The sequence below is a fragment of the Azospirillum sp. CT11-132 genome, assembly GCF_047302835.1.
Lineage (GTDB): Bacteria > Pseudomonadota > Alphaproteobacteria > Azospirillales > Azospirillaceae > Azospirillum.
Genome location: NZ_JBGLZA010000003.1, coordinates 1,853,829 through 1,867,660 on the forward strand (window position 1 = coordinate 1,853,829; position 13,832 = coordinate 1,867,660).

Annotated in this window: 15 protein-coding genes; 7 read left to right on the top strand and 8 right to left on the bottom strand. The window is 70.9% G+C overall.

The features are described 5' to 3' along the window. Positions 1-68: 68 nt before the first annotated feature. Positions 69-1,100, top strand: coding sequence for an amidoligase family protein (locus ACCD06_RS14575; RefSeq protein WP_413341450.1), 1,032 nt, complete (start codon positions 69-71; stop codon positions 1,098-1,100). A 10-nt stretch (positions 1,101-1,110) separates the two neighbouring features. After that, positions 1,111-1,854 carry a gamma-glutamyl-gamma-aminobutyrate hydrolase family protein gene (locus tag ACCD06_RS14580; RefSeq protein WP_413341452.1) on the top strand — a complete coding sequence of 248 codons (744 nt, stop codon included), beginning with the start codon at positions 1,111-1,113 and terminating at the stop codon, positions 1,852-1,854. A gap of 129 nt (positions 1,855-1,983) precedes the next feature. On the opposite strand, the gene ACCD06_RS14585 is transcribed toward ACCD06_RS14580, so the two are convergent. Beyond that, a complete protein-coding gene (locus tag ACCD06_RS14585) occupies positions 1,984-2,403 on the bottom strand; it encodes a hypothetical protein (RefSeq protein ID WP_109493000.1) in 420 nt (139 codons plus the stop codon). A gap of 363 nt (positions 2,404-2,766) precedes the next feature. On the opposite strand from ACCD06_RS14585, the gene ACCD06_RS14590 reads away from it, so the two are divergent. Then, a complete protein-coding gene (locus ACCD06_RS14590; RefSeq protein ID WP_413341454.1) occupies positions 2,767-4,413 on the top strand; it encodes a phospholipase D-like domain-containing protein in 1,647 nt (548 codons plus the stop codon). 36 nt (positions 4,414-4,449) lie between these two features. On the opposite strand, the gene ACCD06_RS14595 is transcribed toward ACCD06_RS14590, so the two are convergent. The 3 genes from ACCD06_RS14595 to ACCD06_RS14605 all read right to left on the bottom strand — a co-directional run bounded on the left by ACCD06_RS14595 (position 4,450) and on the right by ACCD06_RS14605 (position 6,595). Then, on the bottom strand, positions 4,450-5,220 hold the full coding sequence (locus tag ACCD06_RS14595; protein ID WP_413341456.1) for an OmpA family protein: 771 nt from the start codon (positions 5,218-5,220) through the stop codon (positions 4,450-4,452). Beyond that, positions 5,217-5,807: a DUF4398 domain-containing protein gene (locus tag ACCD06_RS14600; RefSeq protein WP_413341458.1), complete on the bottom strand. Its 591-nt coding sequence runs from the start codon at positions 5,805-5,807 to the stop codon at positions 5,217-5,219. The genes ACCD06_RS14595 and ACCD06_RS14600 overlap by 4 nt, the downstream gene beginning before the upstream one ends. Positions 5,808-5,944: 137 nt before the next feature. Further along, positions 5,945-6,595 carry a DedA family protein gene (locus ACCD06_RS14605; RefSeq protein ID WP_109157045.1) on the bottom strand — a complete coding sequence of 217 codons (651 nt, stop codon included), beginning with the start codon at positions 6,593-6,595 and terminating at the stop codon, positions 5,945-5,947. Between the two features lie 134 nt (positions 6,596-6,729). Here ACCD06_RS14605 and ACCD06_RS14610 point away from each other — a divergent pair, with 134 nt between their 5' ends. The 3 genes from ACCD06_RS14610 (at position 6,730) to ACCD06_RS14620 (ending at position 8,247) form a co-directional block, all read left to right on the top strand. Then, on the top strand, positions 6,730-7,401 hold the full coding sequence (locus tag ACCD06_RS14610; protein WP_413341460.1) for an NnrU family protein: 672 nt from the start codon (positions 6,730-6,732) through the stop codon (positions 7,399-7,401). Positions 7,402-7,512: 111 nt separating this feature from the next. Then, positions 7,513-7,947 carry a CBS domain-containing protein gene (locus tag ACCD06_RS14615; protein ID WP_109156972.1) on the top strand — a complete coding sequence of 145 codons (435 nt, stop codon included), beginning with the start codon at positions 7,513-7,515 and terminating at the stop codon, positions 7,945-7,947. Positions 7,948-7,980: 33 nt separating this feature from the next. Beyond that, on the top strand, positions 7,981-8,247 hold the full coding sequence (locus ACCD06_RS14620) for a DUF2934 domain-containing protein (RefSeq protein WP_109154475.1): 267 nt from the start codon (positions 7,981-7,983) through the stop codon (positions 8,245-8,247). 27 nt (positions 8,248-8,274) lie between these two features. Here the strand turns inward: ACCD06_RS14620 and ACCD06_RS14625 are convergent, their stop codons facing one another. The 3 genes from ACCD06_RS14625 to ACCD06_RS14635 form a co-directional block, all read right to left on the bottom strand. Continuing rightward, positions 8,275-9,096: a cold shock domain-containing protein gene (locus tag ACCD06_RS14625; protein WP_413341463.1), complete on the bottom strand. Its 822-nt coding sequence runs from the start codon at positions 9,094-9,096 to the stop codon at positions 8,275-8,277. A gap of 172 nt (positions 9,097-9,268) precedes the next feature. Beyond that, the gene (locus ACCD06_RS14630) at positions 9,269-9,484 is read right to left on the bottom strand and encodes a hypothetical protein (RefSeq protein ID WP_413341465.1); all 216 of its coding nucleotides are present in this window, start codon (positions 9,482-9,484) and stop codon (positions 9,269-9,271) included. A 38-nt stretch (positions 9,485-9,522) separates the two neighbouring features. Then, positions 9,523-10,089 (bottom strand): hypothetical protein, encoded by a 567-nt coding sequence (locus ACCD06_RS14635; RefSeq protein WP_413341467.1) that lies wholly within the window; start codon positions 10,087-10,089, stop codon positions 9,523-9,525. A gap of 222 nt (positions 10,090-10,311) precedes the next feature. Between ACCD06_RS14635 and ACCD06_RS14640 the strand changes: the two genes are divergently transcribed. Beyond that, complete coding sequence (locus tag ACCD06_RS14640; RefSeq protein WP_413341469.1) at positions 10,312-11,250, top strand: DMT family transporter; 939 nt, start codon at positions 10,312-10,314, stop codon at positions 11,248-11,250. A gap of 9 nt (positions 11,251-11,259) precedes the next feature. Here ACCD06_RS14640 and ACCD06_RS14645 read toward each other — a convergent pair whose 3' ends face one another. Next, positions 11,260-13,791: an ATP-binding protein gene (locus tag ACCD06_RS14645; RefSeq protein WP_413341471.1), complete on the bottom strand. Its 2,532-nt coding sequence runs from the start codon at positions 13,789-13,791 to the stop codon at positions 11,260-11,262. Positions 13,792-13,832 lie beyond the last annotated feature (41 nt).

Sequence of the window (13,832 nt, forward strand, 5' to 3'; positions counted from 1 at the left end):
CCGCCCCGAATCTGCGCCAAGGTTCCGGTCAGGGAACAGCGTGCGGAATGCGCTGTTGAAGGCTTGCAATGACCACACCCTTCCTCCTCCCCCCGCTCCGCACCACTCCCCAGGGCACGCCGCGCCGTGTGGGGGTGGAACTTGAATTCGCCGACCTGGACGCGCCGTCGGCCGCAGCCTGCGTGCACCGGCTGTTCGGCGGGACGGTCGCCGTCGAGAACCCGCACCGATGTCTGGTGACGGGCACCCGGCTCGGCGACTTCACGGTGGAGCTGGACATGCGCTCCGCCCACAGCGGCAAGGGGGGAGCGGCGGTGCTCGACCCGTTGCGTCCGCTGTGGGGCAACATCGGCAGCTTGGTGATGCCCTTCGAGATCGCCGCGCCGCCGGTGACGGTGGAGCAGATGCCGGAGCTGGAGGAGATGGTCGCCCGCCTGCGCGCGCTGGGCGCCGCCGGGACGGAGGCCAGCCCGCTCTTCGCCTTCGGCCTGCATTTCAATCCGGAGGTGGCGCGGACCGACGCCGACTACCTGCTGGACACCTTGAAGGCCTTCCTGCTGCTGGCCCCCTGGCTGCGCCGGGAGATCCGCGTCGACGTCACCCGGCGGCTGTCAGGCTTCATCGCCGCCTTCCCGACGCCGTACGCCGCCAAGGTGGTCGATCCGGCATACCGTCCCGATCTCGGCGGGCTGATCGACGATTATCTGGCCGACAACCCGACCCGCAACCGCGAGCTGGACCTGTTCCCGCTGTTCGCCCATCTCGACCGCGACCGGCTGGCCGCAGCGATGCAGGATCCGCATATCCGCCCGCGCCCGACCTTCCATTACCGGCTGCCCAACGCGCGGCTCAGCGACCCCGGCTGGTCGCTCGCCGCCGACTGGAACCGCTGGGTGACGGTGGAGCGGTTGGCCGCTGAGCGCGCCCTGCTGGACGGTCTCGGCACCGACTACCGGCGGGCGACCGAGGCGCAGCAGCTGGACGGCTGGGCCGAGCGCATCGACGCCCTGCTCGCCGCCAATCCGGCCCTGCGCAATTCGACTCTGGGCAGCGGCGGCCAGAACGGCGCCCTGGACGACTCCGCCCGTCAGGCGGGCTGAGGGGATCGCCATGGCATCCATCGTCGGCAGATCCCGGCCGCTGGTCGGCATCACCGCCTCGATCCATGGCAGCCGCATCGCCGCCATGGCCAACCGGCTGGCCCTGTGGCGGGCCGGTGCCTCGTCGGTCCGCATCACGGCCGACTCACCCTTTCCCATCGACCGGCTGGACGCGCTGGTGGTCGGCGGCGGCGACGACATCGACGCCTCGCTCTACGGCGAATCCGCCCGCCCGCAAATCCGCATCGATCCCGAACGCGACCGGCTGGAGATGCGGGCGCTGGACTGCGCGGCGAAGATCGCGCTGCCGGTACTGGGCATCTGCCGCGGTTCGCAGATGATCAACGTCCACCGCGGCGGCTCACTCCACATCGACATCCACGAGGTGTATGAGGAGGCGCCGCACATGCGCACCGTGCTGCCGCGCAAGCGTATCTGGATCGAGCCGGACAGCCGGCTCTACCGCATCCTCGGCATCGCCGAATGCCGGGTGAACGCCCTGCACCACCAGTCGGTGGACCGTGTCGGCGACGGGATGCGCGTCGTCGCCCGCGAACGGGCCGGCGTCGTCCAGGGCATCGAGGCACCGGACGAGCCCTTCCTCATCGGCGTGCAATGGCATCCGGAATATCTGGTCGCCGACAACCGCCAGCAGGCGCTGTTCCGCCGTCTGGTCGCCACCGCCGCCGGCACCGCTCCGCTGGACGAATTCGTCGAGGTTCCGCCCCGCCATTCGGTCCGCGCATCCGGCTGATAGCGGGCGGCTGACGGCGCACTTGCGTCGCATCACCCTTCACGGGCCTTCAACGACGACCAAAACGACGCGGGCGCCGCCGGAGGGATGGCTCCGGGGCGCCCGCGGTGACTGCCGCGATGCGGAAGGTTACTGGCTGCCGCCCTGGTCCGGGCCGCAGTTCGGGGTGCCCGGCGGGCAGTGGGTGCCGGTGGCGGTCTGGTTGTCGCGCGGAATGTTGCTGCCGGTGTTGTTGCCCATGCCCGACGGCGCGGTGGTCACGCCCGGCATCGACGAACCCGAGCCGTTGCTGTAGGTGCCCGACGAACCGGACGTGCCAGGCATGTCCACACCGCCGGTCGAGGAACCGGCCGACGGCGAGGTGGTTGCGCCCGGCGGGGTGCGGACGACGCCGTCCGGCCCGGTGTAGCCGCTGCTGGTGCTCGGGGCGGTGTCGTAGGCGCCGCTGCTCTTGACGGCGCCGGGGCTCTCTGACTGAGCCGTCTGGGCCATGGCCGGTGCGGCCATCAGGAGAACCGCAGAAACGGCGCCGATCATCAGGTTACGCATCCTCGAACTCCTTCATGGTGGCAACGCCTCGCATTTGGGCGTCTTTCAAAACGGGGCGACTGCCGCGCCTTTAGCCGCCTCGCGACTTCCGGCCCAGGCCTCGCGTCTTTCATCGGTTTAGAACAGGGCAGCACTGACTTGGTTGCGGTCTTCGTCTCTTCTTTTTTGGGAAGCCGGTGACAAAAAGCGTACCGAAGCGGTCTCCTTCGGCGAGATACGGACGCCCCGCCTTCGAAACGGGAACATCGGGGCCCCACCGTGGTTCAAGCCGCGAGGCGGACGGTCCCGGGCGTTCCTTCCGATGCGCGTCTTCGCACCGGATGCCGCCCGCAATGCCGCCGCCCACACTGTCGACGTGCCCCGATGAAGCTCAATTCCTCAGCCCTATCCGCCGACACCTCCGAACCTGCGTCTTTCCAGCCCGAACCGCCGCAGCCGGCAACCGGCCCGGTGCTCCGCCCCGGCCTCACCTGCTGGCGGACCGAGCGGGCCGGGCGCGTGGCGGTGCTGGTCGACGGCGCCGACTATTTTGTCGCCGCCCGCGCCGCGATGGAGCGGGCGCGGCAGTCGATCCTGCTGGTCGGCTGGGACATCGACCCGCGCATGCGCCTCGATCCCGACAGCTGGGAGACGCTGGGCCGCTTCCTCGGCCGGCTGATGCGGTCGCGTCCCGGCCTTCATGTGCGGGCGCTGAAATGGGACATGCCCTTTCCCATCGCGCTGGACCACCCGCACGAACCGCTGGAACGGCTGGACCGCAACACCGGCTACCGGCTGACCGCCCGGCTGGACGGCGAGTTGCCGGTCGGCGCCGCCCAGCACCAGAAGCTGCTGGTGGTCGACGATGCGCTGGCCTTCTGCGGCGGGATCGACTTCTCCTTCGACCGCTGGGACACGTCGGAGCATCGCGACGACGACCCGCGCCGCCGCTGTCCGAACGGCGAACCCTATGGCCCGCGCCACGACGTGATGATGATGGTCGACGGCGATGCCGCCCGCGCGCTCGGCGAACTGGCGCGGGAGCGCTGGCGCAACGCCACCGGCGAGGCGCTGGAGCCCTGCCCTCCCCCCGATGTAAAGTCTTCCGATCATGATCCCTGGCCGGACTGCCCCCTGCCCGACTGCGCCCACCCGGTCTTGACCGACGCGCAGGTCGGCGTGTCGCGCACCGTGCCGGCAACCGACGGCCATCCGGCGATCCGCGAGAGCGAGGCGTTGACCTTTGCCGCCATCGCCGCGGCGGAGCGGACGATCTATCTGGAAAACCAGTATTTCGCCTCCGCCCGCGTCGCCGAGGCGCTGGCCCGCCGTCTGGCCGAACCCGACGGGCCGGAGGTGGTGCTGGTGGTGTCGATGGAAAGCCCGAGCTGGTTCGACCGCATGGCGATGGACACGCCGCGCGCGGTCGCGCTGCGCTGCCTGCGCGAGGCCGACCGCTTCGGCCGGCTGCGCGCCCTGACCCCGGTGACGGAGCAGGGTCGGCCGGTGATCGTCCATTCCAAGGTGGTGGCGGTCGACGGCCGGCTGCTGCGCATCGGGTCGTCCAACCTGAACAACCGGTCGATGGGCTACGACACCGAATGCGACCTGACCATCGAAGCGCCGCAGGAGGACGGACCGGAACGGGACCGGGCGAAGGCCGCGATCGAGGGTGTGCGCAACCGCCTGCTGGCCGAGCATCTGGGCATCGGGCAGGATCGGCTGGAGGTGGAGATTGCGAAGACCGGCAGTATGGTCGGCGCCATCGACCGGCTGCGCCGGCCGTCCGGGCGGCGGCTGGCGGATTTGCCGGCCAGCGATCCCAGCCTGACCGAACAGGCCTTCGCCGCCCTGCGCATCGCCGACCCGGACGATCCGGAGGAGGCATGGGCGCCGTGGAAGCGCCTGCCCTCGCCGCCGCGCTCCGCCCTGCGCGCCGGCGCCGCGGCCTTGCTGACGGTCGGTCTGGCCACCGGAGCCTGGGGCGTCTTCCGGTCCATGCAGGAAAAAAAACACCCCGCGCGCGACTGACGCCGGCGCGGGGGGCTGGATGGGAGTGGCTGACGCTTACCGCGTCTCCGCCACCCTGCCGTCGTCGGAGATGACGATCTCGACGCGGCGGTTCTGCTGGCGGCCGGCGTCGTTGCTGTTGCTGGCGACCGGCTGCGCCTCGCCCATCCCCTGGGTGACGATGCGCGACGGCGAGACGCCGCGGGCGGTCAGCGCGTCGCGAACGGCGTTGGCGCGGGCCTCCGACAGGCGCAGGTTGGTGGCGTCGCTGCCGGTGTTGTCGGTGTGGCCCTCGATCCGGATGGTGCGGCCGGGCTGCGCCTGCAGGAAGCGGGCAAGCCGGTCGACCCGGTCATAGGCGCCGGGGGTCAGCTCCGCCCGGCCGGTGGCGAACAGGATGTCGCCCAGCGTCATGACCAGCCCGCGCTCGGTCCGCTGCGCCTGCAGGTCGCGCAGCTGCTGCTCAAGCTCCGTGTTGCGGGCCTGGAGGCGGTAGGTGTCGGCGTTGGCGACCACGGTCTGGGCGCCCTTCACCCCGGCCGTCTCCTGGGCGATCTGCACCCGGCGGCTGGCGATGTAGGCCTGATGGTCGACCTCGGCGGCGTCGGCGCCCTGGTCGCGCAGCGCCTCGGCCCGGCGCAGCACCTGCTCGGCGTCGCGCAGCTGCAGCGGAGCGTTGCCGGCGACCTGCGGATTGGCGGCGGCGAGGCTGTAGTCCTGGCGCGCCTGGGTCAGGGCGGCGCTGTCGGTCGGCTGGGTGGCACAACCGGCGAGCCCGAGGCCCAGCCCGGCCAGCACGAGGATGGTGCGGGGAGCGAACGCGGTCATTGACGCACCTCCGGATAGCTGTAGCCCCAGCTGTTGCCGCCGCTCGTCCCGCCAATGGTGCCGAGGGAGCCGGCCGGCGCGGGCGGAACGGCCGGCGGAACGGCATTCGGAACGGTGGCCGGAGCCCCGTAGCTGGAGCCGCTCAGGTTGGAGTCGCCGTAACCGGACGTGCCATAGCTCGACCCGCTGTAGACCGGCGCCGCGTTCGGCGCGGCAGCCGATTGCGGGGCGTTGGGAATCGCGGACTTGCGGACCGCGGTGGCGGCCTGCTGCGTCACCGCGCGCTGCGAGGTCACCGTCGCCAGCTCGGCATCGACGCGGGCCTCCTCGGCCAGACGGCGGGCACGGGTGCGTTCGTCGGCCCGCATCGCCTTGTCGGCGGCGGCCAGCTTGTCACGGGCGCTCTGCAGCGCGACGGGAGCGTATTGCAGGGCGTTGGCGCGCTCGGCCTCCTGCACCGCCTGGGAAGCGGCGCCGAGCTGGGCGGTGGGCGGCGGCACGTCGGAGGCGCAGGCGGCCATGCCCAGCGCCGCCGACAGCACGGCGGCGGCTCGCCACCGGATCGGGTTCGCGGATTTGCGGGTCATCGGATCGGTTCCTTTCGGATCGGGCTTCACGCCGGAAACCGTGGTCTGGCCGGAAGGCTATGTCCTTCTGGTCCATGTCCTTTCGGGGATGTCTCGCGCCTCAAACGCGCAAGGCGGGGTGAAGGTTCCGCAGGAACTCAGCCGCCGCCGCGCGAAACGCCGCTCTGCGCCGCCCGGCGCTCCTCCCGACGATTCTCGCGGCGATGGCGGACCAGCCGCAGCACATAGGTCCCCAGCAGGACGATGAACAACACCAGCGTCGCCGGCACCATCCAGTCGGCAATCCAGGGGAAGCCCACCCGCACCAGATAGCCGGTGGCGGCCAGCACCAGCGACCACAGCGCCGCACCGGCGGCGGCATAGAGCAGGAACACCCCCATCGGCAGCCCGCAGGCCCCGGCGGGAACGGAGATCAGCGTGCGCAGCCCCGGCAGCGGCTGGCACAGCAGCACGGCGAGGCCGCCGCGCCGGGCGAACCATTCGGTGGCGCGGTGGACCTGCTCCGGCTTCACAGTCAGCCAATGGCCATGGCGGCGCAGGAAGGCCTCGAACCGCTCGCGCCCCATCCAGTGCGCCGGCAGGTACCACACCAGTTCCCCGACGGCCGAGCCGAGACCGGCGGCCAGCGCCACCAGCAGCAGGTTGAACTCCCCCGTCGCGGCACCCATGCCGGCCAGCGGGATCACCGTCTCCGCCGGCACCGGCGGCAGCACGCGGGCCAGGATCAGCATCAGGAAGATGCCGAGATAGCCGAACTGCTGCACGATCTGGATGATCCACTCGGTCATGGTGTCCACAAGGGTCGGGGGATGAGCCGGTTTTCCACCTGTGAACCGCGCGAGCCTTGCGGGCGTTCCCCATTTCCCGTCTTCTTGACTCCAATCAAGGCGTGAGTCGTTCGTCCAGGTTTAGTGTCTCCATCATGACCGCATCCCTCACCCTCGCCGCCGCCCTGCTGTTCCTCAGCCATGCCCTGCCGTCCTGGCCGGGGGTGCGGCCCGCCCTGATCGCCCGGCTCGGCCGCGGCGGCTTCGCGACGATCCATTCCGTCGGCTCACTGGTGACGCTGGCCCTGTTCGTGCTGGCCTACCGTGCCGCCGACGGCGGGGAGGTGGTGTTCACCCCCTTCGACTGGGCGGCTCCGCTGGTCGCCATGGTGATGCCGATCGTCTTCCTGCTTCTGGTCGCCCGCGTCACCACCCGCTTCGGCAGCCAGAGCGAGCCCAATCCGCCGCGCGGCGTCTACCGCCTGACCCGCGCGCCGGGCAGCCTGGCGCTGCTGCTGTGGGCGCTGGCCCATCTGAACGCCACCGGCGACGGGCGCCGCGTGCTGCTGTTCGGCACCATGGCGGCCATCGCCCTGTTCGCGCTGGTGAAGAACGAGGTCGTGCTGCGCCGCAGCCCCGGCGGCCGCGCCTTCCGGGCGGAGACCTCGCTGCTGCCGCTGGCGGGGCCGCAGGGCTGGCGCGGGGCGTTGCGCGGACTGGCGGAGATGGGACCGGCGCGGCTGGCCGGCGGGCTTGCCGCATATGGGGGCATGCTGATGCTGCACCCCCTGCTCTTCGGGGTGGATCCACTCTACTGGATAGGTTGAGCGGGATGGCGGACCGGCGCATCTGTTGAGGACGGGACAGGAGTACCGCGCCTCTCCACCACTGTGCCCGATGCCACCGTGCCCTCCGCCACTGTTCCAGGAAGCTCCCGCATGAAAATCCGCGAGATCATGACCCGCGACGTGCAGACGGTACGGCCCGACGACAGCATCCGCCGGGCCGCGCAATTGATGGACCAGTTGAACGTCGGCATCCTTCCCGTCTGCGACGGGCGGGATCTGATCGGCGTGGTGACCGACCGCGACATCACCGTCCGGGCGATTTCCGCCGGGAAGCAGCCCGACCGCTGCAAGGTGTCGGAGGTGATGACCGCCAACCCGCGCTATTGCTACGAGGACGACCCGGTCGGCAGCGTGACCGAACTGATGGCCGGCCAGCAGGTCCGGCGGGTGCCGGTGGTGGACCGCAACGACAGGCTGACCGGTATCGTCTCGCTGGGCGACCTTGCCACCGATGCCAAGAACGACCGCGCGGTTCAGGACGCGCTGGAACGGATTTCCTCCCCCTCCCAGCCGGACCGGACCTGACCAGCCCCCCTTCAGCAACTGGAGCCGACCATCATGGAACACACTCTGGGTCCCAACGACCCGCGGGTCCGTGAACGGGCCTATCAGCTTTGGGAACAGGAAGGGCGGCCCGACCACCGCCATCTCGACCATTGGGCGCAGGCCGCGCGCGAGATCGAGGAGGAGGACCGCCGCAACTCCGGCGGCCCCCATGTCAACAGCCCGGAAGCCGGGCTGGCGGTCCCGGATGACGTCGCCGCCCGCAACCAGCGGGAAGCGGCGGCGCATCTGGGCCAGTCCTCGGTGCCGTCGGACAGCTGACGGCCGGCATTGAAGCGGGGGAAGCGGTCACTCGATCTTGAGGCTGACCGCTTCCATCCCCTTTTCACCCTGGCGGACGGTCATGCGCACGCGCTGCCCGTCATCCAGACCGCGCAGGCCGGCGCTTTCCAGCGCACGGGCGGGAATGAAGACGTCGCGACCGCCGTCGTCGGGCTGCGCGAAGCCATAGCCCTTGCCGCCGTTGAACCACTTCACGGTCGCGCCCACCTCGCTGGTCGGGCCGCTGGCCTGCGGCCGGCGCGGGCCGCGGTCCTGGAAGCCGCGATCCTGGCCCCGGTCTTGGAAGCCGCGATCCTGGAAGCCACGATCCTGGCCGCGATCCGGCCCACGGCCCTGGAAGCCGCCGCGGTCGCCGCCCCGATCACCGAAGTTGCGGTCGCCGAAGTTGCGCTCACGCGGACCGCCGGCATCGCGGCGCGCCCCGAACCCGCGATCACCGGGACCACGATCACCGGGACCACGATCGCCAAACCCGCGATTCCCACGGTCGCCGAATCCCCGATCGCCGCCCCGATCACCAAAGCCGCGGTCGCGCGCCTGCGGGCGGGCGGGAGCGGCGGTGGAAAGGTCGACGGAATGCAGGACGCTGACCTGCTGGCCCTTGCGGTCCTCGACAATGTCGACGACGACGGTGGCGCCGTCCGGCAGGGTGGTGTGGCCGGCGGGCACGACGAGCGAGGCCGGCAGCAAAGCGTCCTTGCCGCTGTCGCCGACCTTGACGAAGCCGTAGCCGCGCTCGGGGTTGAACCATTTCACGGTGGCCGTCACCTGGGTGGCGACGACGTTGGGCTGGCGATAGACGTGGCTGCGGGGCGGCTGATTGTGCATGGGAAACCCGAACTCCGGCAAACAGAAGCGGCGCCCTTGCCAGCCCATCTATGGACCGGTGGACGCCAACCCCTGACAAATCGCCCGTCCGGGCGCTCTTGGCAAGTCGGGACCGCTCCGAATAGGCCGGACGGGCCATGAAATCACACAAGTGAAGCCATACGGGCTGGCCTCAGCCCATCAGTCGGTCCATCAACTGGTCCGGGGCCAACTGGTCCGGGGCCAGACGGTCCGGTGCCGGCGGCGGCTCACGCGGCGGAACGGGGATCGGCCCCGGCGGCTCCCCCAGCGGCGGGCGCGACGGATCGCCCGGCACCGGCATCGGCTCGTCGGGCACGGACGGCTCGCGCGGCGGTGCCGGCGGAAAGGGTCCAAGACTGAAGGTCATGCATCGCTCCTCGACTCTGTTCAGGGCAACCGGCTCCATCAGCCGCCATGGCCGCCGGGGGCGGTCCGCGACAGGCGGCGGGCGTCGTTCAGGCTGTTCATGCAGCGGGTCTCGTCGCCGTCGCGGGCGGCGCTGCGGGCGGCGGTCACAAGCGATTCCAGCTGGGCGTTCCGCGCCGCCTGCCCCATCAGCCCGTCGCCCCCGCCGGAACCACCCGGACCGCTGTCCGGCGTGGCGCGCGAATTGGCCTGCGGACTGACCGAGGGAGCAGTCGGCATGTTGCTGCCGATGGCCGGCGGTTCGATCACCGCCTGATCGCCGACGGCGGGCGGAGCCACCATGCCACCGGATTGTGCCAGCTCTCCGCTGCTGACGCCCGACCCCTGCTCGTCGCGCGGCGAGGAGCCGGACAGGCCGGGCGCGGCGGTGCCGGGAACGGCGACCGGCGGCGGTTCGGTCGACAGGCCCTGGTCGGCGGCGAACTGCTCCACCATCGCGGCGCAGCCCGCGGGGGCCGCTCCTCCCGTCTGGGCCGCCGCCGGCTGGATGGTGAGAAACCCGGCCGCCAAGATGAGGGCGACGGGGGCGACGGTGCCAAGCCTCATGAAATCTGTCCGCATCGGTCGCGTGCTCCTCGGATCGGCAATGCCACAAGAGGCGTGTTCCGACCGAATCAACGGCAGGGGGAGGGGCGCGGTTCCGGCGGACGGACGGAAGATCGGCCCGGCCATGCATCTTGCTCATTTCGCGGGCAGCGTGCGACGGCTGTAGAGTGCGGGTCCCCCTTCTCAACCCCCCATCTCCAACAAACGGTCCGTATTTCCATCATGATCGCCAACATGGCCGCGCTGGGCGCGGCGCTGTGCTGGGCCGCGGGCGGCCTGATCGCCATCGGACCGGTGCGGGTGCTGGGCTCCATCGCCTTCAACCGCGTGCGGCTGACCATCGTCGCCACCGCGCTGCTGATCGCCACGACGCTGATGGGCGGCTGGCAGACGCTGGATACGGGATCGGCGCTGACGCTGGCTCTGTCGGGTCTGCTGGGGATCGTGGTGGGGGACATGGCGCTGTTCTGGTCGCTCAGCCGGCTGGGACCGCGCCGCAACGTGGTGATCTACGCCGCCAACGCGCCGCTGACCGCCCTGCTCGCCTATGCCCTACTGGGAGAGGCGCTGGGGCCCTGGACCGTCCTGGGCGTGGCGCTGGTCACGCTGGGGGTGATGCTGGCGGTGGCTCTGCGCTCCGGCTCCACCCACAGCTGGGAGGCGATCCAGGGCAGCCTGCTGGCCGGCGTGTCGGTCTGCCTGCTGGCGGCGGTCGGACAGGCCGCCGGCTCGATCATCGCCAAGCCGGTGATGGCGGCGGGCGCCGACCCGATCGCCTCGGCCGCGGTGCGGGTCACCACGGCGGCGCTGATGTTCACGGCGATCGGCGCCCTGTCGGCGATCCGCGGCGGTGGTGCGGCGATGGCCGGCGGCGAGATGCCCGGCGGACGGTTCGGCGGGATGCTGTTGCCGCGCGGGCTGACCCCGAAGCTGATGCTGCAGATCGCCGGCAACGGGTTGCTGGGCGTCGGGCTGGGGATGACGCTGCTGCTGGTCGGGCTGGCCCACGGCAATGCCGGGGTGGTCGCCACCCTGTCGGCCCTGAGCCCGGTGCTGATCCTGCCGATGATGTGGCTGCTGACGGGCCAGCGCCCGGCGCTGGGCGCCTGGGTCGGCGCCGCGGTCGCCGTGGCCGGAGTCGCCCTGATCGTCAACCGGTAAAGGAAAGCCTCAGCGCGCCGTCTCCACCGCCACGCCCAAGGTGGGCAGCGCCGCCTGAAGCGCGGCGGAGGCGCGGTTGACGGCGTCGCGCAGGTCCGCCTTCAGCATCGGCGCGTCCGGCCGATCCTGTTCGCAGGCATGCTGCAGCTTGCGGGCGATGCGCGACAGTTCCAGCAAGCCGACATTGCCGGCCAGCGACACCATGGCGTGGGCATCGGCCGCCGCGGCTTTCGCCGTCTCCGCCTCGCTGATGCGGTCGGCGCGCAGGGCCAGCTCGGCCAGCGTTCCGTTGACGAAGCGGGGCAGCACCTCGGCGCCCAGCGTTTGGGCGAGCGTGTCCAGCGTCGCGAGGTTCAGCACCGGCGGAGTGTCGGAAACCGGAGCCACTCCGGCCAGCACGGCCGCGTCGTCCAGGGCGTCCTCCGCCCCGGCGTCGAGCCAGCGGTCGACCGCCGACAGCAGGGTGTCGCGCTCGATCGGTTTGGTCACATGGTCGTTCATTCCGACATCCAGGCAAAGCTGCAGCTGATCGGTCAACGCATTGGCGGTCAGTGCGATGATGGGCACGGCACCCCGCCGTCCGCCAAGCTGACGGATCGCCGCGGTCGCCTGCAAGCCGTCCATGCGTGGCATCTGCATGTCCATCAGGACGAGGTCGAACTCGCCCTTGCGCATCGCCTCGACCGCCAGCACGCCGTCCTCCACCACCTCGACCGTATGGCCGGCCTTGCAGAGGATGGAGGAGGTGACGATCTGGTTCATCGGCACGTCTTCGGCCAGCAGGATGCGGGCGCAACGCGTCGCCGCTGCCTCCCTGCGTTCGGCGGCCAGCCCCGGTGCGGCGGCGACCGGCAGCGGCAGTTCGAACCAGAAGGTGCTGCCGACGCCCGGACTGCTCTGCACGCCGATCCGCCCGCCCATCAACTCCGACAGCTGTTTCGAAATGATGAGGCCGAGCCCGGTGCCGCCATAGCGCCGGGTGGTGGACCGGTCGCCCTGGCTGAAGCGCTGGAACAGGTTGGCCTGTTCGGCCGACGCGATGCCGGGGCCGGTGTCGCTGACGGAGAAGCGCAGCAGGACCGGAGCCCCCTCGCCGTCCTCCGCCGACAGCAGCCCGGCCGATACCAGAACTGACCCGCGTTCGGTGAACTTCACCGCGTTGCCGACGAGGTTCAGCAGGATCTGGCGGATGCGCGCCTCGTCGCCATGGACGAAACGCGGCACGGTGCCGCCCAGCGACAGCTGCAGCAGCAGCCCCTTCTGCGAGGCGGCGTTGCTCATCAGGTCGCGGCAGTCGCGCAGCAGCCGGTGCAGGTCGAAGGCGCGTTCCTCCAGCTCCAGCTTGCCGGCTTCGATCTTCGAGTAATCCAGGATATCGCCGATGATCGCCAGCAGGCCGCGCCCGGCCTCGCGCTGGAGCGCCACATACTGGCGCTGTTCGGCCGACAGGTCGGTGCCCAGCAGCAGGTCGGCGAAGCCGATGACGCCGTTCAGCGGCGTGCGGATCTCGTGGCTCATCGAGGCCAGGAACTCCGACTTCACGCGGTTGGCAGCCTCCGCCTCGGCGCGGGCGGCGGACAGCTCCTCCTCATAGCGCTTGCGCTCGGTCACGTCGCGGACGACGCCGACCACCACGAACTCGCCGTCGGCCCCCACCGTCGGGCGCATGCTGGATTCGACCCACAGGTAATGGCCGTCGCGGTGGCGCAGCCGGTGGGTGAAGGTGACGGGAGGCGATCCCGCCTTCATGCCGGCGAAGGCCGTCGCGGCGCTTTCCACATCGTCGGGGTGCAGCAGGGTTGCCGGGGCGCGGCCGACGATCTCCGCCGGATCATGGCCCAGGATGTCGCGCACCGACGGCGACAGGTAGCGCACCGCCCCGTCCGCCTTCATCTCCAGGATCATGTCGGTGGCGTTGTCGGCCAGCAGGCGGTAACGCGCCTCGCTCTCCCCCAGCCGCCGTTCGGCGTCGTGCTGGCGCTGTTCGCGCAACAGCAGGCCACCCAGGAACAGGGTGCCGAGCGGAACGATGGCCAGCAGCGGCGGTGCGGTGCGCTGTCCCACCTGCAGCGCCAGTTCCAGGGTCGGCAGCAGCAGCAGGGTCAGCAGCGACACCAGCGTCAGCAGCAGGCCGAAGCCCAGCAGCGACACGGCGCCGAGGACCACGCCACGCCGCTTCACCCACATCGCGAAGCCGACGCCGGTCAGGAAGGACAACAGCGCGTTGGCGACGCCGGCCTCCATCCCCACCCCGCCCAGATAGAGGCGATAGCCGGCGACCGTGGCGGCGGTGATGGCGGCGGACAGCGGGCCGCCGAACAGGGCGCTGAGCCCGACCAGCGGCGTGCGCCCGTCGATGAAGATGCCCGGCCCGACATGGATGGGATGGACCATGGAGAACAGGGCGGTCAGCGCCATCACCGCGCCGAAGACGACCTGGCGGGTGTTCAGCCTCCAGCCGTCGGAGCGGCGGATCAGGAAGGTGTAGGCGAGAACGACGAAGGCGCTTGCCGCGATGTTCTCGGCAAGGTCGTACGCCATCGAAGAAAAGTTGCCCAACATCGTCCGGCCGCCGTCCCCAC

What these genes read in the sequence shown, in the direction of transcription:
- ACCD06_RS14605 (WP_109157045.1), bottom strand. Translation starts at nt 6,595, where the DNA reads ATGACCGAGTGGATCATCCAGATCGTGCAGCAGTTCGGCTATCTCGGC.
- ACCD06_RS14590 (WP_413341454.1), top strand. Translation starts at nt 2,767, where the DNA reads ATGAAGCTCAATTCCTCAGCCCTATCCGCCGACACCTCCGAACCTGCG.
- ACCD06_RS14625 (WP_413341463.1), bottom strand. Translation starts at nt 9,096, where the DNA reads ATGCACAATCAGCCGCCCCGCAGCCACGTCTATCGCCAGCCCAACGTC.
- ACCD06_RS14640 (WP_413341469.1), top strand. Translation starts at nt 10,312, where the DNA reads ATGATCGCCAACATGGCCGCGCTGGGCGCGGCGCTGTGCTGGGCCGCG.
- ACCD06_RS14610 (WP_413341460.1), top strand. Translation starts at nt 6,730, where the DNA reads ATGACCGCATCCCTCACCCTCGCCGCCGCCCTGCTGTTCCTCAGCCAT.
- ACCD06_RS14575 (WP_413341450.1), top strand. Translation starts at nt 69, where the DNA reads ATGACCACACCCTTCCTCCTCCCCCCGCTCCGCACCACTCCCCAGGGC.
- ACCD06_RS14615 (WP_109156972.1), top strand. Translation starts at nt 7,513, where the DNA reads ATGAAAATCCGCGAGATCATGACCCGCGACGTGCAGACGGTACGGCCC.
- ACCD06_RS14595 (WP_413341456.1), bottom strand. Translation starts at nt 5,220, where the DNA reads ATGACCGCGTTCGCTCCCCGCACCATCCTCGTGCTGGCCGGGCTGGGC.
- ACCD06_RS14580 (WP_413341452.1), top strand. Translation starts at nt 1,111, where the DNA reads ATGGCATCCATCGTCGGCAGATCCCGGCCGCTGGTCGGCATCACCGCC.
- ACCD06_RS14630 (WP_413341465.1), bottom strand. Translation starts at nt 9,484, where the DNA reads ATGACCTTCAGTCTTGGACCCTTTCCGCCGGCACCGCCGCGCGAGCCG.
- ACCD06_RS14585 (WP_109493000.1), bottom strand. Translation starts at nt 2,403, where the DNA reads ATGCGTAACCTGATGATCGGCGCCGTTTCTGCGGTTCTCCTGATGGCC.
- ACCD06_RS14600 (WP_413341458.1), bottom strand. Translation starts at nt 5,807, where the DNA reads ATGACCCGCAAATCCGCGAACCCGATCCGGTGGCGAGCCGCCGCCGTG.
- ACCD06_RS14620 (WP_109154475.1), top strand. Translation starts at nt 7,981, where the DNA reads ATGGAACACACTCTGGGTCCCAACGACCCGCGGGTCCGTGAACGGGCC.
- ACCD06_RS14635 (WP_413341467.1), bottom strand. Translation starts at nt 10,089, where the DNA reads ATGAGGCTTGGCACCGTCGCCCCCGTCGCCCTCATCTTGGCGGCCGGG.
- ACCD06_RS14645 (WP_413341471.1), bottom strand. Translation starts at nt 13,791, where the DNA reads ATGGCGTACGACCTTGCCGAGAACATCGCGGCAAGCGCCTTCGTCGTT.